This is a genomic window from Bacillus sp. FSL H8-0492 (assembly GCF_038006145.1).
Lineage (GTDB): Bacteria > Bacillota > Bacilli > Bacillales > Bacillaceae_G > Bacillus_A > Bacillus_A mycoides.
In genome coordinates, this window is sequence record NZ_JBBOUP010000001.1 from 3321649 (window position 1) to 3340125 (window position 18477).

General features: G+C 34.1%; 16 protein-coding genes and 1 pseudogene. 6 read left to right on the forward strand and 11 right to left on the reverse strand.

Features of this window, described 5'->3' with window-relative positions:
- Positions 1 to 81: 81 nt before the first annotated feature.
- Positions 82 to 774: an FMN-dependent NADH-azoreductase gene (locus MHH66_RS16995; RefSeq protein ID WP_002165961.1), complete on the reverse strand. Its 693-nt coding sequence runs from the start codon at positions 772 to 774 to the stop codon at positions 82 to 84.
- A 312-nt stretch (positions 775 to 1086) separates the two neighbouring features.
- Here MHH66_RS16995 and MHH66_RS17000 point away from each other — a divergent pair, with 312 nt between their 5' ends.
- Positions 1087 to 2052, forward strand: coding sequence for an arsenic resistance protein (locus MHH66_RS17000; protein ID WP_078185656.1), 966 nt, complete (start codon positions 1087 to 1089; stop codon positions 2050 to 2052).
- Between the two features lie 124 nt (positions 2053 to 2176).
- On the opposite strand, the gene MHH66_RS17005 is transcribed toward MHH66_RS17000, so the two are convergent.
- Together MHH66_RS17005 and topB are read right to left on the reverse strand one after the other, a co-directional pair.
- Complete coding sequence (locus tag MHH66_RS17005; RefSeq protein ID WP_002126853.1) at positions 2177 to 3424, reverse strand: DUF4153 domain-containing protein; 1248 nt, start codon at positions 3422 to 3424, stop codon at positions 2177 to 2179.
- A 504-nt stretch (positions 3425 to 3928) separates the two neighbouring features.
- Positions 3929 to 6073 (reverse strand): DNA topoisomerase III, encoded by a 2145-nt coding sequence (gene topB, locus MHH66_RS17010; RefSeq protein WP_002012275.1) that lies wholly within the window; start codon positions 6071 to 6073, stop codon positions 3929 to 3931.
- Positions 6074 to 6511: 438 nt separating this feature from the next.
- Between topB and MHH66_RS17015 the strand changes: the two genes are divergently transcribed.
- On the forward strand, positions 6512 to 7057 hold the full coding sequence (locus tag MHH66_RS17015; protein WP_002168634.1) for a hypothetical protein: 546 nt from the start codon (positions 6512 to 6514) through the stop codon (positions 7055 to 7057).
- A gap of 51 nt (positions 7058 to 7108) precedes the next feature.
- Here MHH66_RS17015 and MHH66_RS17020 read toward each other — a convergent pair whose 3' ends face one another.
- On the reverse strand, positions 7109 to 8743 hold the full coding sequence (locus tag MHH66_RS17020) for a multicopper oxidase family protein (RefSeq protein ID WP_002168635.1): 1635 nt from the start codon (positions 8741 to 8743) through the stop codon (positions 7109 to 7111).
- Between the two features lie 118 nt (positions 8744 to 8861).
- Positions 8862 to 10145: an aminopeptidase P family protein gene (locus tag MHH66_RS17025; protein WP_078185657.1), complete on the reverse strand. Its 1284-nt coding sequence runs from the start codon at positions 10143 to 10145 to the stop codon at positions 8862 to 8864.
- Positions 10146 to 10368: 223 nt separating this feature from the next.
- Between MHH66_RS17025 and MHH66_RS17030 the strand changes: the two genes are divergently transcribed.
- Positions 10369 to 11361 carry a F510_1955 family glycosylhydrolase gene (locus tag MHH66_RS17030; RefSeq protein ID WP_002126844.1) on the forward strand — a complete coding sequence of 331 codons (993 nt, stop codon included), beginning with the start codon at positions 10369 to 10371 and terminating at the stop codon, positions 11359 to 11361.
- 19 nt (positions 11362 to 11380) lie between these two features.
- A pseudogene (locus MHH66_RS28635) lies at positions 11381 to 12248 on the forward strand (urease accessory protein UreH domain-containing protein).
- A 54-nt stretch (positions 12249 to 12302) separates the two neighbouring features.
- Here MHH66_RS28635 and MHH66_RS17050 read toward each other — a convergent pair.
- Complete coding sequence (locus MHH66_RS17050; protein WP_001100323.1) at positions 12303 to 13175, reverse strand: LysR family transcriptional regulator; 873 nt, start codon at positions 13173 to 13175, stop codon at positions 12303 to 12305.
- A 142-nt stretch (positions 13176 to 13317) separates the two neighbouring features.
- On the opposite strand from MHH66_RS17050, the gene MHH66_RS17055 reads away from it, so the two are divergent.
- On the forward strand, positions 13318 to 14025 hold the full coding sequence (locus MHH66_RS17055; RefSeq protein ID WP_002126841.1) for an alpha/beta fold hydrolase: 708 nt from the start codon (positions 13318 to 13320) through the stop codon (positions 14023 to 14025).
- Positions 14026 to 14177: 152 nt separating this feature from the next.
- On the forward strand, positions 14178 to 14408 hold the full coding sequence (locus MHH66_RS17060) for a DUF896 domain-containing protein (protein ID WP_002126840.1): 231 nt from the start codon (positions 14178 to 14180) through the stop codon (positions 14406 to 14408).
- A 50-nt stretch (positions 14409 to 14458) separates the two neighbouring features.
- Here the strand turns inward: MHH66_RS17060 and MHH66_RS17065 are convergent, their stop codons facing one another.
- The 5 genes from MHH66_RS17065 to MHH66_RS17085 all read right to left on the reverse strand — a co-directional run bounded on the left by MHH66_RS17065 (position 14459) and on the right by MHH66_RS17085 (position 18448).
- Positions 14459 to 14941 carry a CcdC family protein gene (locus tag MHH66_RS17065; protein ID WP_063217815.1) on the reverse strand — a complete coding sequence of 161 codons (483 nt, stop codon included), beginning with the start codon at positions 14939 to 14941 and terminating at the stop codon, positions 14459 to 14461.
- Positions 14942 to 14956: 15 nt separating this feature from the next.
- On the reverse strand, positions 14957 to 15352 hold the full coding sequence (locus MHH66_RS17070; protein ID WP_078185658.1) for a DUF2871 domain-containing protein: 396 nt from the start codon (positions 15350 to 15352) through the stop codon (positions 14957 to 14959).
- 147 nt (positions 15353 to 15499) lie between these two features.
- A complete protein-coding gene (locus MHH66_RS17075) occupies positions 15500 to 15895 on the reverse strand; it encodes a cytidine deaminase (RefSeq protein ID WP_000358532.1) in 396 nt (131 codons plus the stop codon).
- A gap of 33 nt (positions 15896 to 15928) precedes the next feature.
- A complete protein-coding gene (locus MHH66_RS17080; protein ID WP_078185659.1) occupies positions 15929 to 17230 on the reverse strand; it encodes a pyrimidine-nucleoside phosphorylase in 1302 nt (433 codons plus the stop codon).
- A gap of 36 nt (positions 17231 to 17266) precedes the next feature.
- Positions 17267 to 18448, reverse strand: a complete 1182-nt coding sequence (locus tag MHH66_RS17085) for a NupC/NupG family nucleoside CNT transporter (RefSeq protein ID WP_002035026.1) — start codon at positions 18446 to 18448, stop codon at positions 17267 to 17269.
- Between the last annotated feature and the right edge of the window lie 29 nt (positions 18449 to 18477).

The window sequence follows — 18477 nt, forward strand, 5'->3', positions numbered from 1 at the left end:
GAATATACATTTTTTAACATGGAAATTAGACTAAAAAACCAACATGGTCATCCATGTTGGTTTTACATTTACTATCATTAATTAAAATTTCGCCGCTACTTTCTTAACGTTATCTAAACCTTCTTCAACAATTTGCTGTGAACGATCTGGATATTGATTGTGTCCTTCAATTACAACTGTCTCTGGATTTGCAATTCCCCAGAACCCAAGTACGTTTGTAACGTAATTAACAGCCATTTCCATAGGAGCCATTTGTTCAGAAGAGTAATCTGAACCACGAGCACCTAAAACAACTACTTTCTTATCACCAACTAAACCTTCTGGACCGTTCGCTGTATATTTAAACGTTTTTCCCGCTTGAGAAAGATATGAAATATACGTGATTAATGGTGCTGGTACTGTAAAGTTCCATAATGGGAATGCAAATACTACTTTTTCAGCTTCTAAAAACTGGTTTAAGTACTTATCCACTGTAGCAACTGCCTTCTCTTCTTCAGCTGTTATCTCCATTCCTTGACTACGTTTATATCCACCTGAAATAGCAATATTTCCGTAATACGGAAGATCTAATGCGAATAAATCTAACTCCGTAATTTCTGTATTCGGATTTGCTTCCTTATAAGCACTTACAAATGTTTCATACATTTTTGAACTAATTGCTTGCTCCGCTGGACGATCGTTTGCTTTTACAAATAATACTTTTGACATTGTTTTATTCCCCTCTACTTTTGTATTTTCTTCTTTTTTACCAAACAATGAGCTAAATAATCCCATTTTCTTCACCTAAACTTTCTTATCATATTCATTATTCATCATCATAAAAATTCTTATTCTAATAAAAAGTTCCAATTGATACCTTAACCTAAGTAAATTAAAACTTTTTGTTATTTAATTACCTTATGTAAGTGATTGTAATACATCTACTTACTTTAGTCAAGTAACTTCTCGAAAAGAAAAATGTCTCGGATTAAAAATAACAAAGAAATATATTTCCTCATTCGAAATGATAAATTCGAAAACACATAAGTGAAATCCCTTGTATAATACAACTAGAGAGAGAAATTCATCTATAGAGAGGATTTATTAATGAGTACTTTAGAAAAGATTCAAACCTTTATCATTCTTGCAGCTGTTATATTCGGGGTTATATTAGGACAATTTAATATGATACATATGTATTCGGAAAAATTTATTGTTCCCTTCTTATTTTTCATGCTTTATGGATTATTCCTTAGCATTCCATTAAAGGATATAAAAAATGGATTCCGCAACTTAAAATTCGCTGGAACAAGCCTAGGTATTAACTTTATATGGACACCTTTTCTTGCTTGGGGATTAGGCGCGTTATTTCTTTCAGATCACCCAGCACTTTGGGTCGGCTTTATTATGTTAATGGTTACTCCGTGTACAGATTGGTACTTAATCTTTACTGAAATAGCGAAAGGAAATGTAGCAGTTTCTACTGCAATTTTGCCTGTAAATTTAATTTTGCAAGTACTACTTCTTCCAATTTATTTATTTTTATTTGCTGGTGTAATGAATACTGTAGCGGTTTCTATTTTAGTAGAAAGTATTGTTATCGTAATCGTCTTACCATTTTTACTTGCGCACGCTACAAAATTCATTATGCATAAAATGAAAAAAGCTGAAACACTTGAGAATAAACTCATTCCGTTTTTCAGCTCTGCTCAAATTGTATTTTTAAGTTTAGCAATAGTAGCGATGTTTGCCTCACAAGGTAAGTACTTATTACAAAATATGAATGTTGTTTTATTGTTACTTATACCAGTATTACTGTTCTTCATAATTAACTTTATACTAGGACAGTTTGTAGGACGTATGATGCATTTATCCTATGAAGACACTGTAAGCCTAAGCTTAACAACATTAGCGAGAAACTCGCCTGTTGCACTCGCAATTGCTGTGACTGCTTTTCCAGACGAGCCTCTTATCCCGCTTGCATTAGTGATTGGACCGTTAATAGAACTACCAGTACTAGCGTGTGTGTCACAAGTGTTATTACTTATTAAGAAAAAACAGCAATACACATAAAAAAACGTCCTACTTTGGGACGTTTTTTTATTGTCGAGAAAGTATAGAAGTAACGATACTTATCGGCTCTAAGGATTTTATACGTTATAGAAAATTAGCTTGTCGTTACGTTAACAAAGTCTTTCTAATTAAAAATTATAGGGAAAGTAAATATAACGAAAGCTGCCCAAAGTCCGTAAATTGGCAAATACTTCGTAACGGCATCTTGGATAGCTGTCGGTCCTGATTTGTTTTGTAGAAAACGCATATAGGAAAACATAATCCAAATTAGATTTGCCCAGATCAGTATGTTTACTCCTAAGACAGCAAGTCTATTAGGTGTAATCCCGTAAGAAGAAAGTCTGAATACGATGGCTGACAAAGCTACAGTGTCAATAATAAGCGCAAGAACAATTAAGGCAAAATTGATATAATCTGAAATGTTCTTTTTCTCGTCTGATTCACTCTCAACAATGGAAAATATGGTAACAGCCAATACACCAAGGAGTATTCCGTTGAAGGCCATTAGGAAATTGCGGTCCAAGAACGGATTTTTCCCGACCCATATAACCGTTATAAGATAAATCAACAATGTGATCAAGACGAGAGGACTAAAAATTTTAGATATGTATGGTGTAATATTCTTAGCAAGTTTAAGATTCATTGATGCCAAGTATGCAGCCACAATAGCGAGAGCGGCAGCGCCAAATAAAATAACATTACTAAAATAGAAGTCTTCTATATTCAAGTCAACAAACCTAAATAACTGCATGGTTAATGCTGCTAGTACCATTCCGCTCACTGCCATGCTGGCGTAGAGAATACAATATTCCAAATTAAATTTAATATAAGCTAATCTCGTACTTCCTTTTGAATATTCATTTCCTGTAAACGCAAGCCCTACTAAGACCCATAAGAATATAGGAAGATGTAAATACGCAAGGATACTGCTGTCTTTATAATTTAATGGCAACATATTAAGATACACCCCGGCAATTAGGAACAATGCTGCAAGGAAATAAATAATACTTTTTTTCGGAGTATTATTGTAAATAAAATAAGCAGCAATAAAGGGAATTACACCAAAAGCCAAGTTAATTGGAGCAATTGCTTCCTGCTCGACAAAATGGAAGATTACCCTGGTGCTTAGCCCTGCCAGAATAGCTAAAATGCCCATGAATAAGAAACCTTTTTGAAACAATGAAGGTTTTTCTGTATTTGCCGTCTCCTTGAAATGCAATCTTTCATACCAAGCACCAAGAACCTGAGAATCAGGGTTTTCATCCCATGCTTGTGAGAATGACTTTTTAAAAGCTTTCGGGTCTTTTCTATACATTCTCTCCAACTCATGAGGGTTATCCATATTTTCAATTATCACATTGTTAACCTCCATATTTATACCTCCTCTAATTTTAAAAATAACGTTGTTACCTTTTCCATAAAAAGCACCACACTTATTTATTCTGATTTTGATTTTAATATAAATTTTATCGTTTTGCAATAAATTTTTATTATTTTAGATAGTATTTTTGTTGTATATTTTTATTCCAAGCAAAAACAAAAAGCATTCCTTATTCAAAGAAATGCTCTATAACTTTTTATAAACATCGGTGTAAGCTACTTTCAGCTGTTCTCTTCATTGCTTGTTTTTATTTTCTAATTCCTTATTTTCCCTTTATATAAAAGAAATGATCAAAATGATATAAACGCCCAATTTAATAACACCTTTTCAAACAATTATTTCAAATAAATTTTAGTGCTAGTATACAAAACTCTGTAATTATAAAATAAAAAAGCATGACATAAAATTGTCATGCTTTTTCTTTTCTATCTATATTTTCAAACCTAATACAGCACATTTTACTCGGGAAAGAGCTTTTTCATTTGTTAAAACCACTTAATTCTCAAACACAAAATTAATCTTATTATCTTTCCACTCTAACTTCGCATCAAACGTTTTCTCGCCTTTTTTAAAGCCTTTAATTAAATCGGTCTTCTCACCTTTTAATAGTTTCGTCATGTTTTTTTGCGAAATAGCTTTGCTTAAAATCTTCTTCGAGATGGTAAAGTCACATTGTGTTGTATTGTAGTTAGAACAACCGTAAAACGTCGACTTATCAATAACATCGCCATCGCATTTTTTACAGTTCCCGACCTTTTTACCTGTTGTAAATTTCGATCCTTTTCGTTCAATCGATTCAACATGTAATCCGGTGAAATCCCATTTCTCCGACATTTCTACCGCGTCTTCAATAATTTTAGCTGATAGCTTTTTCGTTTGCTCCATAAATGTCGCTGGTGAAGCTGTACCTTCTCCAATTTCCGCAAGGCGTTGCTCCCATTTTGCTGTCATTTCTGGTGAAGCTAGTATTTTATCACCGATTGCTGTAATTAATACTTTCCCTTTATCGGTTGCGTACACTTGGTTTTTCTGTACATCTATATATTTACGGTCTTTCAGCATCGTAATGATACCGGCGCGAGTCGCTTCCGTACCTAAACCTTCTGTTTTCTTCAATACTTTCTCAAGCTCTTCATTCTCTAAATACTTACCGGCTGTTTTCATTAACGTAATAAGTTGTCCTTCTGTATAACGTTTCGGTGGCTGTGTTTTCCCCTCTTTCACTTTCACCTTTACAACTTTCCCTTGTTCACCTTCAGCTACAATTGGAAGAATCGTTTCGTCATCTTTATCGTCTTGGAAAATAACTTTACGCCAACCTTCTTGAATTTGCTGTTTTCCTTTCGAAATGAACGCAGCACGTTCGTCTACAAGAGTTGTAATCGTTGTGTAATCAAAGATTGCTACTTCATAATGCGCCGCAATCAGCCTTCTTACGATCATATCGTAAATTTTCTTTTCATCACCTGATAGTTTGCTTGGATTTGTAACTTGCTCTGTCGGTATAATTGCGTAGTGATCTGTAACTTTCTTTTCATTCACATAACGCTTATTATTCATAATCGATTCAATTGGTGCTGGCAATAAACCTTTATATTCATCAAACTGACTTAACTTCTGTAAAATATCAGGGAACGTCGCTGCCTCTCCTTGTGTAACATAGTTAGAATCCGAACGAGGGTAAGAGACAATCCCTTTTTGATATAGTGCTTGCGTTATATCAAGTGTCTTTTTTGGTGAAAATTTAAAGGCTTTATTCGCTGTCGCTTGCAGTGCTGATAAATTAAATAAAAACGGCGGCTGAAACTCTTTACGCTCCGTTTTCATTTCTTTTACTACAGCCGGTTTGTTTTGACAAAACGCTGCAATTTTATTTGCCAAATCAGGGTCATTTAAGCGGGACTCATTATCTTTCTCCCATTTCCCCTCATATTTCTTTCCTTCTATATTAAAGGTTGCGAACACTTCCCAAAACGGCTCTGACTTAAAGTTCTCTATTTCTTTTTCACGCTTTACAATGAGTGCTAATGTTGGTGTTTGTACACGACCAGCGGAAAACACATCATTCATTCCTTTTTTCTTTAGCAAAATACTAAAGACACGCGATGCATTCATACCAACGACCCAGTCAGCGCAAGATCTTGTATATGCTTCGTAATACGTATTAATCGTATCTGCTTCATCTAGTAAGTTTTTAAATCCTTGATAAATAGCTTGCTTCGTTAAAGATGAAATCCAAAGACGCTTCATTGGCTTTTGCACGTTGCAAAGATTAATAATATTTCTTACAATCAGTTCCCCTTCACGCCCAGCATCGCCCGCGTGAATAATTTCTGTTACCTGTGGATTATGTAACAGCTGTTTCACAACGTTAAATTGCTTATACTTTGACTTTGTTACCTCAAATTGAAAACGCTCTGGAATCATCGGCAATGTATTAAGTGACCATTTCTTCCACTCAGCGTGATAATGTTCTGGATTACATAACTGCGTCAAATGACCAATTGCCCATGTACAGTACGCTCCATTTGGAAATAACTCATTTGCTTCTACTTCTAAATACCCATCTTTCCGGCGATATTTAAACTGTGAAACAAGAGCCAAACCTTGATCTGGTTTCTCGGCAATAATTAATTTCATCTTCTAACTCCCTATCTGTATTCCAGTGTTACTTTCATTGTCTATCTGTTTAGAAGCGATGATAAAACAACCATCTTATTTATCATTCGCGGTTTGCCTCACAAATGGGAGACCTATAATATTATACGCTTATTCTTTATAGCTTCACAATAGAAACTCATTATATAACACTTTCTTTCTCATGCTTATAGACAAAAAAGACGCTCAAAAATCGAACATCTTTTCCATTCACTACTACTTGCTTACATATATTCTCTCAAAATAAAAATACAACAATTCTTTATGAAGCATCGTCCACTAAGATAACCATCATTATTTGAAAATTATATTGAACTTACCTTTTTTAAATTGTGCAGATAATTTGCAGATATATATTAGCATAAGTACTCTCCATTTGAACATATGATGAAGTGAATGATAGGACAGGGAGGTATCATGATGTTCGCTTATACGTTAACTGCCTTAACACTTTGTTGTATCTCGATTCTTATTACATCATATATATCTAAACGCAAGGGTACCCTAATGGAGTATATGGTATTTATTATGTCTTTTAGTATGTGTATCGGTTTAAGTATAGGTTTTTATTTAGGGATTCTCTTCAAAGGAGAATTACTATATTCTACTTTGCTTGCTATTTTGATTAGTGGGTTTATCGGTTTTTTAGTCGGTCTACGGTTTCACCTATTTACCGCTTTAGAAGGAATGTTTTCTGGATTAATGGCAAGTATGATGGGAGCAATGATTACAGAAATGTTAAACGCTCAACAAGCTCACAGTATACTGTTCATTAGTCTTTTACTTACTATAACAATAACTATGTCATGTATAATTCAACTTTTATCAGAAACCTTTTCTACTTTTATCCAACGGCGTTTTTTATTATTACTTTCAATTAGTGTGGTAATTATCGTTGCCGTGTTCGTGACATTCCCCGATCATACTCCCCCATCTTCATCCGGGCACGATCAACATATGCATTAACACTTGCAACGAAAATGAATAAGCAGCTATCCATAGGATAACTGCTTCATATTATTCTGGCTTATTAGGAATGTTAGGGTTTGGAACATAATCAGATTTATAATCTGTATATTTCACTTCTGTTACCATCCCCGCTGAAGCATGGTGTAAATCATGACAGTGGAACATCCATTCACCCGGATTGTCTGCTACAAAGGCTACTTCATATTCTTCTCCTGGTTTTAAGTTCAAAGTGTCTTTCACAATTGGAGAACCTTCTACCGGTTTTCCATCTTTACTTAACACCTGGAAGAAATGACCGTGTAAATGCATCGGATGATCGTCCGCTTTAGAGCGATTTACTAATTTTACTTTTACTAAGTCACCCTTTTCCACTGAAATTGGGTCAATATCTGGGAATACCTTTCCATTAATTGTATATACCATTTCATTTCCATTCATTTGCGTATTCAAGTCCATATTATATGTGGCAATATACTGTTGATTTAACGTGAAACTACCTAATTTTTTAGCACCATATTTCGTCATATCTAATTTCGGTAATTTTTCTTTTTCATCTGCTTTGTCTTTCATCTCTTTGCTGCCATCATATTCAATAATAGCTTTCATTCCTTTTGCACCTTTACTTTCTGAATGGTCTTCAACGTACCATTTCCCAGGATTGTTAGCTGTAAATTCAATATCATAACGTTCACCCGGTGCGATTGAAATTACTTTGTCTTTTATAACTTTTGGATCGTTAATTGGTTGACCATCTGTCGCAATTACTTTTATATCATGACCGTGAACATGTATATCATGTGATAGATAACCAGCATTAACGAGTCGAAGACGAACTTTATCCCCTTCATTCACTTTTAACAGCTCTACTAAATCTCCGCTTTTACCATTGATTGTGAATAAGTCATACATACTCATATCATGACCTTCCATCTTCATATTTCCATGGTCCATTCCTGCCATATTACTAGAGTCTTTTTTATCACTGTCCATACCGGAATGATCCATGCCTTTCATATCATCATTCTTTTTCGTATTTTCATTACCCTTAGATTTATTACCTGTTGGCCCTTTTGTCATTTCTTTTAACTGCTTATTAATTTCTTCTTTATCTGTAACCCATTCATCCAACATTAATGTGTAATCTTTATCATATTTTTCATTAGTATCTTCTACAATGAGAGCACCATATAAACCTCTATCTAGTTGATTCACAGAATCTTGATGCGAATGATACCAATATGTTCCTGGTACGTTCGCTTCAAATTCATAGGTGAAACTCTTTCCAGGTTCAACCGCATCTTGCGTCACACCTGGAATTCCATCCATGTTATTTGGGACAGGATACCCATGCCAATGAATAGATACTGGTGCAGATAATTCATTTTTTAATGTCACTTTAACCTTTTTACCTTTTTTCACTCTGATTTCTGGACCTGGGGATGAGCCATTAAATGTCCAGACTGGAACAATAACACCGTTACTTAGCTTTTGCTTTTCTTCTTTCGCTACTAAAGTAACTTCTGGCCCTTTTACAACTTTCAATGGTTTTGTAGCCGTTTCAGTCTGTGTTGTTTTTTTATCGTCCATATTTTTATGATCATTTGTTGTATTTGTGGTCGCAGAACATGCAGCAATTAAAGATATTACGGAGACTGTAACTGCTGTTAATACAAATCTCTTCATTGAAAATCCCTCCTTTTTCTTTTTCAAGATTATTATAGAAGACAATTTTCAAGAAAATATGGAGGTTTAAAATGGTCCAAATAAAAAGACGCCCAAAATTGAGCGCCTCTTCTAATTATTATTTCGTAACAACTTCATCTTCTTTTACATTTACATTATTTTCTCTCATAAACTCTTCAATCTCTTCAACTGTTCTAATGATATCTTTTGACAAGTTTTCATACCCGTCTTTTGTGATAAGAATATCATCTTCAATACGAATCCCAATTGATTCTTCTTCAATATATAGACCAGGTTCGATTGTTATAACCATACCTTCTTCTAACACTCTATCTTTGTATGTTCCTACATCGTGAGTATCTAAACCAAGGAAATGGCTGACGCCATGATAATAGTATTTTGATAACTCTTCATCTTCTTGAATTAAACCAATTGCTTTACACTCTTCTGCCAGTACCTTTTTTGTATGCTCATTTAATGCCGTAAACTTTAATCCTGGCTTAATAAGCTCAGTTGTTTCTTTCAATGCTTTTAACACTATATTATATATTTGTTTTTGGCGACTAGAGAATGTTCCACTAGCTGGGAATGTGTAACTAATATCAGCGTTGTAGTAATCTTTTTGAGCACCTAAATCGAGCAGCACTAAATCACCATTTTGAATTTGTGCATCATTATCTTCATAATGAAGGACTGTAGCATTTTTACCACTCGCCAAAATTGTATTGAATGCATGATGTTTAATTCCAGATGATTTAAGCGTAAAATCAAAATGAGCTTCTAATTCATATTCCATCACATCTGCTTTTGCATGCTTCAGCACGTTATAAATACCCTCTTTAGTTACAACAATCGCTTCTTTAATGATTTCAATTTCTTCTTCCGTTTTAAACACTCGTAATTCACAAATATGCGGATATACATTACCAATTAAAACGTGTGGATACTGTTCTCTTACATATTTAGCAAACGCTAACGTTTTCGTCTCAGTACCCTTCCACTCACGACGCTCTAAATCTAAATACAGATGCTTCACATTTTCTGTGAAAAGTGTATTTGCCATTGTCTTCTCAAAGCTTTCTATATATACAACTTTTTTTATGCCTGAAATTTGTTCTGCATCTTCTTTAGAAACTGTTTTACCGTCCCATTTTTCCATTACTGGATCTGATTTTTCAATGAAAAGAATTTCTTCCACACTATTTCCAAACTTTTTCAACATGAAAATAACATTTGGCTCATCGATTCCCGTTAAATAGTAAAAATTTCGATTCGGCACAAATTTATAATGTGCATCGGCTGACATATGAGGTGCTTGCCCAGCAAATAAAATAGTAATAGATTCATCCGGTAATGTGTTTACTAATCGTTCTCTATTTTGAGCAAAAAATGTTGATTTCATAATAATCCCCCTAGCATTCTATGTATAATTTTGAAACTGATTATCCAATATAATTCATTCTATTATTGTTATAATTTTTCGTCAATTAATAGTGCTCATAGAGAAAAGAAAATCTTCATTACTAGGGCCCCTTCCACTCTAAATTATGCATACCACTCCACAATTTCTTGACATTTATTCCATATACTTAAAATCTCATATATATGGAAAGGAGTCTACAAAAGTGAAACATTATGTAGCAACAGGGTTAGCAATTACTTCTTTATTAATAATTACAGGATGTTCTAGCAATGCTGAAACAGCACCAGCTAAAAAAGAAACGGTGCAATCTCAGCCAAAAAATAAAGAAACAGCAACTACGATTCCGCAAAACTTCTATAAAGAAATTACATCTGGAAAAATCGAGCACATTCATGGAATTGGCTACGCGGGAAATATGCCTGGGGTTTCTATCGCAACTCACAGTGGTATAAAAGTTTATCAAAATGGTAAATGGTTTGAAACTACGACTGAGCTACATGATTACATGGGATTTCAGGCAACAAAGAATGGATTCGTTGCCAGCGGTCATCCTGAACCAGGTGCAAATTTAAAAAATCCTTTAGGGTTAATGAAAAGTTCTGATGGCGGTAATACCCTCGAAAAGCTAGCGTTTTATGGAGAATCTGATTTTCATAACCTTGCTGTCGGATATAATACGGAAGCAATTTATTTATACAATGAGCGTCCAAATTCTAAATTACAACAAGGTTTTTATTTCAGTACGAACAACGGACAAGATTGGAAAAATAGTAAATTAAACGGTCTTTCAAGTACAATCCATTCCTTTTCAGCACATCCAGATCAATCTAGTGTAGTCGCGGTAAGTGCTAAAGACGGTGTATATTTGTCTACAGATTATGGAAATACATTTGAACTATTTTCTAAACCAGTTGAATCGACCGCAGTTACATTAAGTAATGAAGACATTATCTATGCCTCTATTAATAAGCAAACTGAGCAACTAATTACGAAGAAATCAATTGCTACAAATGAAGAAACAAACTTACAGATTCCATCTTTAGATTCTAAAGATACAATTATGTACATATCACAAAATCCTCAAAATTCAGCTGAAATAGTTTTTGCTACAATGAAAGCAAATGTCTTTCTTTCTATGGATGACGGTAAAACGTGGAAGCAGATTACTAAAAATGGAACATTACAATATAACTAGTTAGAAAGGTGAATATAACGTGTTTTCAACAGTTAGCGAGTGGAGTTATCAACTCATGTCTCCTTTAATGGATATCGCGAATGCTACGAAATCAATTCCTCTTTTATTTGCGTTTTTATTAGGCATTGTAGGTACCCTTTCTCCTTGCCAATTAACAGGAAACATTAGCGCTATTACACTTTATCCCGCATTAACGGGCAGTAAAACTCCCACCTCAAAATTCGGATAGTACAAAGAAGTTAGGTGGGATATCAACTGCCCGTAAATGCCCGATTGGTTCAACTAATAATCAGTGGGGGATGAACAACCCCCCCACTGATTAAAGTTTCACTTTATGGCAATCAATCTTTACAAAAGGGACATGCATGGAAACATATATTGTTATTCATTTTAGGAAAAATAATAGCTTTTACGACACTTGGACTATTAGTATGGTTCTTAGGAAAAGAGATTCAGCAAATATTAACTTTGTATTTCCCATGGTTACGAAAAATAATTGGACCTTTATTAATTTTAATGGGGCTAATGTTGGCAGGTATTATAAAAGGAAGAAGTTTCTTCTCGATCAAATTTATACGAAAACAAAATGAGGTTGGCTCATTTTTACTTGGATTCTCTTTTCCTTAGCCTTCTGTCCGACTATGTTCGTTCTATTTTTCGGAACGTTAATCCCTTTATCTTTCTCATCTAATTATGGATACTTGTTTCCGACATTCTTTTCGATAGGAACTGCTCTACCTATCGTTGTACTTATGTTCATCATCTCCTACCTTGGATTAAATGGGACTTTACTGAAAAAGAGCCGAAAAATAGGAAAAAACATTCAGCGTATAGCCGGTGTTCTCCTTATATTAATCGGGCTTTATGATACTGTCCTATATTGGTAATACACACAAAAAGTAAGCTTCAGTGAAATGAGCTTACCTTTTGTATCATTTTATTCATTTTTTCTTTTGTTGTAGTTGGCTTAGTAAATTCGTAACAAACGCCAGAAACAGTGCGTCATTTTCTTTTTTAGGTGACCATTGCATAATAAGTTGTCGTGGAATTTTAATTTCTATCGGTTGCACGATGAAGTCATGAATAATTTGTTTATGAAGTCCTGATAATGGAACGATTGTTATTCCTTTAACTTGTAAAGCCAGTGCTAACGCCGAACTAATTGTCTCTGATTCCATCACTTTATTAACTACTATTTCATTTTTCATCAAATATGGTTCAAGTACTTCTTTACAACCAGAGAGCGGCATTATAAAAGGATAATTTTTCAACTCTTTCATTGTAAGACCTGATGGAACTGACTTAGAAGAAACCATAACATACGGATCTTCACCAATTACATCATAATGAAATCCTGGTATTAAATTTTCTTTTATAGAAATAGAAAAATCTGCACTTCCAGAAGACAGCCAATCTAACACTTCTTGATAGCTTCCTTCTCGAACTGCAAGCACATACTGACTTTGATCAAAATTACCTAGTTCGATACACTCCGCCAAACAATATACAGTAACTGAAGGATATGTAGCTAATACAATCTTATACAAGTTATTATTTTTTAATTGTAAAGCTGTTTCTTCAAGGTTTTCATACTCCATTAGAAGTCGATCTACACAAACTAAAAATTCTTTTCCATTTTCAGTTAAAACAGTTCCTTGTCTAGAGCGATCAAATAATGTTATAGCATATCGTTTCTCTAATTTGTTTACGATATGAGTTATAGCCGGCTGTGTCATATGTAACTCCTTAGCTGCTAAACTAATGCTGTTCAAACGAGCCACGTATTTAAAAACTTTAAAATCAAAAACGTTCATTCTGTTCTCCTTATATAAAAGTTATTTATATCATCTATAAATAAGCTTCATTATATTTATCAACCCACTTCATATACACTAATTATACATCATCAATATTACGAAAAAATAAACATATAAACATTAGAGGAGTGTTGATTAAATGAGTACTTACGTTTTAGTACATGGAGCATGGCAAGGTGAATGGGCATGGGATTTAGTAAAACCTCAACTAGAGGCTTTCGGACATACAGTTATTACACTAGACTTACCTGGAAGTGGGAAAGATACAACTCCATCACAAAATATAACATTAGATTCCTATGTTAATGCAGTAACAACTATTATAAATCAACAAAATGAAAAAGTTATTCTTGTTGGACATAGTATGGGGGGAATTGTGATCACTCAAACCGCTGAGCTTATACCAAATAAAATCGATAAATTAGTATATCTTTGTGCATTCTTGCCACAAAATGGAGAAAGTCTTGGTAGTAAGTTAGACGGAGAAGCTGGCCCACAATTCTCTATAAATGAGAATGACATAACCGCAGAACTTATACCAGAGTTGATTGAACAAACATTTTTAAATGCTACAGAAGACGGTTCTATTAAAGGAGCATCTTTTAATCAAATGCGTCCTCAACCACTAGGACCGTTCCAAAAAGAGCTGAAAATATCAGAAGAGAACTTTGGAACTGTAAATCGTATTTATATCGAAACAACTCTAGATAGAGCAATTCCGATTGATTTTCAGCGCCGAATGAATACAGAAACTCCTTGTGTGAAAATCATTACTTTGGAAGCTGATCATTCTCCATTCTTTTCTAAAACAGCAGAACTTGTTAGTCACTTACATGAATTAAGCTAAACTTTATATTTTCCTTGTAGACACCCACTTACTGTAATACGGGTGTCTACTTTTCTTTTACCCTTCTTGACATATTCATATGAAAAAGTTAAAATAACTATAAATTAGTAAGTAACTAATTTATAGTTATTTTAAGATAAGAGGTGAACAAAATGCAAAACATTTTATTCCGTATTAACGAATTATCAAAAAAAGAAAGAACATTTGGATTAACAGTTGATGAAAAACAAGAACAACAAATGTTGCGTCAAAACTATACAAAAACATTTCGCGGGAGCTTAGATTCCATTTTATTAAACACAAAAATCGTTGATCAAAATGGTCTTAACGTTACACCAGTTGCATTACAAGATGCTCAAATCCGTTTAAAATTAAGCAAATGAAATCAAAGCTAAAAAAACAATCGTATAAAACATAAAAAGAGCTGAAATTCCTATATAGAAATTCCAGCTCTTTTTATTGTCTTTTCTAATTTAGTAAACGAGCGATACATCGCAATTCTCCACGATACAATCATCGCAAAAGCGAGTAAGAAAAACATTCCACTTAATTGGGTTAAATCAATCGACTGACTTAAATATGATTTCAATGCTACCCGAACAGCTAATAAACCAACTAAAATAAATATGAACGCTTTTGATGGTTTCATATATATGTCTTCGCCTCTTATTTCGAACTTAGATGTTTTAATAAGAAATATAGAGAAAATAAGTCCTACGCTAATTGCCTCTACTATTTCTAAAGACGTTAATCGAAACTCTGGTAAGAAGTACATCATTGCACCAGTGCTCATAAAAATTGGCGGTAATATAATTTTCTTTTTCGTTACCGGTTTTTCCGCTGACTTAAAGCGAAGAAACATAACTCCAACGGCCATACAAACCGCTACTATACTTGATAAAAGTGCTAAACTCATACTCTCCACTCCTATCTATTTAAAAGATTTTTTGAGCAAAATCATAAACCAAACGAGCCCAACACTTATAATGACATGACCTAAACCAGCCATATGGCTTAAACCATTAAAGTCAGTTCCATTTACTTGTAGAATACCTCTAAATACCATTGTAGCAATAGTAAAAATTAATCCTACATTATAAACAACAAACCACGCACGAAAACTTTTTGTTTCATGGACATTAAATACTTTAAATAGAGCTAAAGCGACCAAAAAGAATACAAAGCCGAGCACTAATACGTGTGTATGCACTAATTGCAACATAGTGGATCCTTTAATGCCTTGCGCTTTCGTATACTCTCTAGCAAATACACCTGATAATAAACCAATAATTAAGTAAATGAATGCTGCATTATATAATTTCTTCATCATATTCCTCCTGCTGTAAACTTTCCATATTCACTGCAATCATTTTACGCAAAGTTTATGAACGGAATATGAACAGATTATTACATTCTATTATTGAAAATAAAAAAGGCCATTCCACAACTATTAATTGTGGAATGGCCTTTTAACTTATTTTAAATCTTCAATTGAAAAGGCACCAGGCAGTAACTGCTCTACAGTCACTTCTTTTTCATCGCCTTTTACATTTGTTAGTAAAACTGGCATTTTCGGATCACAAAATTCAGCAATAACTTGTCTACAAGCACCACATGGTGAAATAGGTCCGTCAGTTTCTCCTGTAATGACTAAGTAACTAAAGTCGCGCTCACCTTCTGATACTGCTTTAAATATTGCTGTTCTTTCTGCACAGTTACATAAACCGTAAGAAGCGTTTTCTATATTACAACCAGTATAGATTTTACCTTCTTTTGTAACTAGCGCTGCACCAACAGGAAATTTAGAATACGGAATATACGCTTTCGATAACATCTTATTTGCTTCTTCGATATATTTTTTCTTATCCATATTATTTCCTCCTCAAAGTAAATGTAATTATGATTAGTCAGTAATAACTGTATGAACTAATTTAGGAGCCACTGCTGTTTCAGCGATAGAAATGTTCTCATAGATTTTTGCTTTTACATCTTCTACATTTTCGCGATTTGCATAAATCGTTACGAACGGCTCGCCTTCTTTTACTGCATCGCCAACTTTTTTACGTAACATTAATCCTACCGCTAAATCGATTTCATCTTCTTTTGTCGCACGACCTGCACCTAATAACATAGCTGCGATACCGATTTCATCTGCAACAATGTTTGAAATCACACCTGAAGTTTTTGCAGGTACATCAATTACATACTTCGCCTGTGGCATTTTTTCTGGATTATCTACAATTGAGCTGTCTCCGCCTTGGTTGCTTAAGAACTCTTTAAACTTCTCAGTTGCTTTTCCATTTTTCATCACTTCAATTAGCATTTCACGAGCTTCTTCTAATGTATTTGCTTTTTTCGCAAGTACGACCATTTGGCTTCCTAATACAAGTACTAATTCTGTTAAATCTTCTGGACCTTCGCCTTTTAAAGTATCAATTGCTTCCTTCACTTCTAGAGCGTTACCAATAGCAAAACCAAGAGGTTGTGACATATCTGAAATTACTGCCATCGTTTGACGTCCAACATTATTTCCGATACGTACCATTGCATGAGCTAATTCTTTTGCATCTTCTTCGGTTTTCATAAATGCACCCGCACCTGTTTTTACATCAAGTACGATTGCATCAGCACCAGCTGCAATTTTTTTACTCATAATTGAACTTGCAATTAGAGGAATTGAATTTACTGTTCCTGTTACATCACGTAATGCATAAATCTTTTTATCAGCAGGTGTTAAGTTTCCTGTTTGTCCGATAACAGCCACTTTGTCACGGTTTACAATATCAATGAACTGTTCTTTCGTAATTTCAACGTGGAATCCTTCTACCGCTTCTAATTTATCAATTGTCCCGCCCGTATGTCCTAAACCACGACCAGACATTTTTGCTACTGGTACATCTAAAGCAGCAACTAATGGTCCTAATACTAATGTTGTTGTATCACCAACACCGCCAGTTGAATGCTTATCTACTTTAATGCCTTCAATTGCTGATAAGTCGATTGTTTCTCCAGACTCAACCATTGCCATCGTTAAATCTGCACGTTCACGATCCGTCATATCTTTAAAGAAAATTGCCATTGCAAGTGCACTCGCTTGATAATCAGGAATACTTCCGTCTGTATAACCGTTAATAAAGAAATTAATTTCTTCAGTCATTAATTCTTTTCCATCACGTTTTTTCGCAATAATATCTACCATTCTCATTGTAATCACCATTCCTTTTTATATTATATGAATCTGTTAAAATAATAAGCCAACGATTGTTGCTGATAAGAAACTTACTAACGTTGCACCGAAAAGTAATTTCAAACCAAATCTTGCGACTACATTCCCTTGTTTTTCATTTAAGCTCTTAACTGCCCCAGCAATAATTCCAATTGAAGAGAAGTTTGCAAATGAAACTAAGAATACAGATATAATCGCTGTCGTTCTATCTGAGAAATTAAAGTTTCCTTGTGCTAAATCTGTCATCGCAACAAATTCATTTGATACAAGTTTTGTCGCCATAATATTCCCTGCGTTAACTGCTTCATGCCATGGAACACCCATAATAAATGCAAATGGTGCAAATACATAACCAAGAATTTCTTGGAATGAGATACCGATTACACCTTTAAATACTGCATTAATGAATGCGATAAGGGCAACGAAACCAATTAACATAGCTGCTACTGTAATCGCAACTTTAAATCCATCTATAATGTATTCCCCTAATACTTCAAAGAATGTCTTTTTCTCTTCTTCTTGTACTTCTAACATATCTTCTTCTTCAGTAACTTCATACGGGTTAATGATAGAAGCAATAATGAAGCCACCGAATAAGTTAAGCACTAAAGCGGTTACAACATATTGCGGTTTTAATAACACCATATATGATCCAACGATAGACATAGATACTGTAGACATTGCAGATGCACATAATGTATACATTCTTTTCTCTGGCAATAATCCTAGTTGTTTCTTAACTGAAATAAACACTTCAGATTGTCCTAAAATCGCAGAAGCTACCGCGTTATATGATTCGAGTTTCCCCATCCCATTTACTTTACTTAATACTAGACCGATAGATTTCACAATAATAGGTAATACTTTAATGTGTTGCAAAATACCTATTAAAGCTGATATAAATACGATTGGCATTAATACACTTAAAAAGAATGAAAACTCTTTTTGATTTACTAATCCACCAAATACGAAATTCACACCATCAGCAGCATATTTTAATAATTCTCCAAAACCATCTGCTATTCCGCTAATTAATATATTCCCTACGCTTGTATTTAATAATAAAAACCCCAAAATGAATTGTAATATAACCATCGTTATGATTGGGCGATATTTGACTTTCTTTCTATCATTACTAGCAAGCCAAGCGATACCTAAAATCAATACGAGGCCTAAAACACCGATTAAGTATTTCATAAGCCGTCTCCTCCCATTCGTATCCGCTT